Below are 2,885 nucleotides of genomic sequence, written 5' to 3'. Positions count from 1 at the left end.
CGACATCCGCATGGTCAAACTCCGCCAGAAGATCAGCGGCGGGCTCCGCACCTTCGCCGGCGCCGAAACCTTCTGCGCCATCCGCAGCTATCTCTCCACCGCCCGCAAACACGGCATCAACGCCCTCAACGCCCTCACCAGCCTCCACAATGGACGGACCTGGCTACCCGGAACCAGCTGAACAGTTACCTCGAGCGCTGGAGGTTCAGGCCGCATAACGGTGTCCTCCACGATTCCAGGGGATTGACAGTTCGGCATTAGATTCCCTTCTTCAGAAACCCCGTCTCGTCCACCACCAACACCCCACGCCGGGCATCCCCGATCGCCTCCACCACCGCCCCGCGGACCTCGTCACGCACGCCATCGGTATCCCACGCATAGAAATTCAACAGCCGCTGCATCCGCTCCGGCCCAACGTCCCCGGCCGCCTCCGCGAGGGTCCATCCGTTCTTACGCTCGACCTCACCGAGCAGGCCCCGCACGTAGACCCGCATCTGACGCCGCGACTCCACCCGCGGAAACAACCCCGCGAACCGGCCCAGAAACGCCACGAACCCCGCCGACCACCCAGCAGCCATCTCCTCCAACACAGCCGATCAAATACCACAACGAACGCCAATGTCACAACCTGTCGTTGCAGTATTAGAAGTCCTAACAGAATGGTCATTTGATGAGTCGGCGGTAGCAGATGATGGAGCAGGCCAGGCTCATGAACGCTTCGTGGATGTCGTCGCGGATCTCCCAGCGGATGCGCAGGCGACGGAACCAGTGCAGCAGCGCGACGGTCTGCTCCACCACCCAGCGATGAACGCCCAAGCCGGATCCGTGTTCGACGCCGCGTCGGGCGAAGTGGGGTGTGATGCCTTTGTCGTGGACCTGGTCGCGGTAGATGTCGAAGTCGTAGGCCCGCTCGGCGTACAGGCTGTCCGGGCGTCGGCGGGGCCGGCCGCGTTTGCCGCGCACCGACGGGATGGCGTCGATCAACGCCATGAGTTGGGTGACGTCGTGGCGGTTGCCGCCGGTCAGGCTGACGGCGAGTGGGATGCCGGCGCCGTCGGTGATGACGTGGTGTTTCGAGCCGGTCTTGGCGCGGTCGACCGGGCTCGGGCCGGTTTTGGGCCGCCCTTCAGGGCCCGTACATGTGAGCCGTCGATCACCGCCTTGGACCAGTCGAGCTTGTCCGCGGCGTGCAACTCGGCCAGCAGGAGCTCGTGGAGGCGTTGCCAGACCCCGGCCTCATGCCATTCGGCCAGGCGCCGCCAGCAGGTCATCCCTGAGCCGAACCCCAACTCCTGCGGCAGGTACTCCCACGGGATCGCTGTGTACAGCACGAACAGGATCCCGCACAGCACCTGCCGGTCCGGTACCCGTTTCCGTCCGGGATTGCGTAACCGCCGCGGATGCTGAGGCAGCAGCGGCTCGATCCGCTCCCACAACCCGTCCGGCACGATCCATGGTGGCTGCTCACCCTTCCGCACGGTCGACACTGTAGATCATCGTCTACAAAGGACGGAAGTCGCTAGATCATTCTGTTAGGAGTTGTTAGCGAAGTTCCCCAACATCGCGCGCTGGGTTCGCGCGGCAACGTGCACGTGACCGCCGTCGCCAAGGACGGCCGGTTCTGCGAGATCGTGCGCTGGGGCTCCTCCGGCGTCGACGAGATCGTCGACGTGCAATGCTTCCAACCCGGCGGCGTGCCGGCCGACACCCCGTTCACGGTGCTGTGGACGGTCAGTTCCGGCGTGCTGCCGCCGGGCGTCGGCGCCTACGCCTCGATCCAGGTGACCTCGGGCCTGCTGGCCCAGTCGTACAACTCGACCGGCGCCGGGGTGACCGTCACGCCGGTGAGCACCGGGATCTACCTGCTGCGCGTCGCCGGGGTCGGGCTGGGCACGGGCGTGCTGGCGTGACGGGCACATCCGCGGCCTCGCCCAGGCTCGGAAGGCGGCGGAGTGAACAGGTTGGGACGTGACCGGGCACGAGATCGTTCTGTGTCTGACCCCCATCGGCCGATGGCGTGGTCGCCGTCTTGATTGATCCTGCCCGGTCACGGCCGTACATCACCATGCCCCCGAACAGCGGGGCGAATGGATGACCGGCAGCCGAACCCCGGCCTGCCCTCCGGCATCACGCCCGGACCTTGGTGAAACGCGGCCGCTCCCACAACCTGCTCTCCGGCAGTACAGAGTCTGGCGTGCACGACGCCGGCATCAAGGCCAAGCCCCTGCGGGGCGGCCCTCCGGGCCGACCTTGACCCCGACGCCGTACGCACGCCTGCCCCAAACCCATGCCGGAGACTGACAAAAGAACGTCAGCACCCCAAAGCCAACCGACTTGACAGCCTCACGGGTGGCTGGTCGGCCGGGAACTGGTCGGGTGTTCTGTCACGACGTCGTTGAGGGGTCGGGTCCGGTTCGGTGTTCGTGTCTGCCGGGGCTGAACCGTGTGTCGTTGGTGAACGTTGTGGGTCTGGTGGGGTCTGTTCCGGTCGTGTTGGAGTGGTCCATGTGGGCTGGGATCGTAGGGTCACGGCGCGGTGACCGAGGGCGGTGATCGAGGGGAGGTGCGGCAGATGTACGGGCGTTTCAGGGATGAGTCCACTCGCCGTCGTCCCGGTGGTGTTCTTGATCGCGGAAACCGTCGGCTGCTGCGCCGTCCGGCGTTCTGCCGTGCTTATGTTGGTGAACGTATTCGGGCGTGCCGCGGGGATGCGGAGGTGCGGAGTTGGCCGGTACCGCAGTCGTCGAGAACGCTGGGTGGTCCAGTTCGCGGTACGGGGCCGGGCGGTCGCGGTGGTTGCCGGTGTGTGGTGTCGTTTCTCGTGCAATGCGCGGTCAGTGGTTCGGGTGTGGTGTGGGTCCGGGGTTGGGGTCTTGGGGTTCGGT

2 protein-coding genes and 2 pseudogenes are annotated in these 2,885 nt (G+C 66.1%); 2 read left to right on the top strand and 2 right to left on the bottom strand.

Going from position 1 to position 2,885, the window contains the following annotated elements:
- Positions 1–154: pseudogene (locus tag ABD901_RS58285) on the top strand (IS66 family transposase); the annotation flags it as partial.
- 109 nt (positions 155–263) lie between these two features.
- Here ABD901_RS58285 and ABD901_RS58280 read toward each other — a convergent pair.
- Both ABD901_RS58280 and ABD901_RS58275 read right to left on the bottom strand, forming a co-directional pair.
- Positions 264–578 (bottom strand): annotated as a pseudogene (locus ABD901_RS58280) (transposase); the annotation flags it as partial.
- An 85-nt stretch (positions 579–663) separates the two neighbouring features.
- A protein-coding gene (locus tag ABD901_RS58275; RefSeq protein WP_345144946.1) for an IS5 family transposase occupies positions 664–1,451 on the bottom strand; the annotation gives its coding sequence in 2 pieces (ribosomal slippage) (positions 664–1,118 and positions 1,118–1,451; 789 coding nt in all).
- A gap of 141 nt (positions 1,452–1,592) precedes the next feature.
- Between ABD901_RS58275 and ABD901_RS58270 the strand changes: the two genes are divergently transcribed.
- On the top strand, positions 1,593–1,910 hold the full coding sequence (locus ABD901_RS58270) for a hypothetical protein (RefSeq protein WP_345144945.1): 318 nt from the start codon (positions 1,593–1,595) through the stop codon (positions 1,908–1,910).
- Positions 1,911–2,885 lie beyond the last annotated feature (975 nt).

Source organism: Dactylosporangium darangshiense (assembly GCF_039537565.1).
GTDB classification, from domain to species: Bacteria; Actinomycetota; Actinomycetes; order Mycobacteriales; family Micromonosporaceae; genus Dactylosporangium; species Dactylosporangium darangshiense.
The sequence above is the reverse complement of the archived record's forward strand: the minus strand, read 5'-3'. Positions and strand labels throughout refer to the sequence as shown.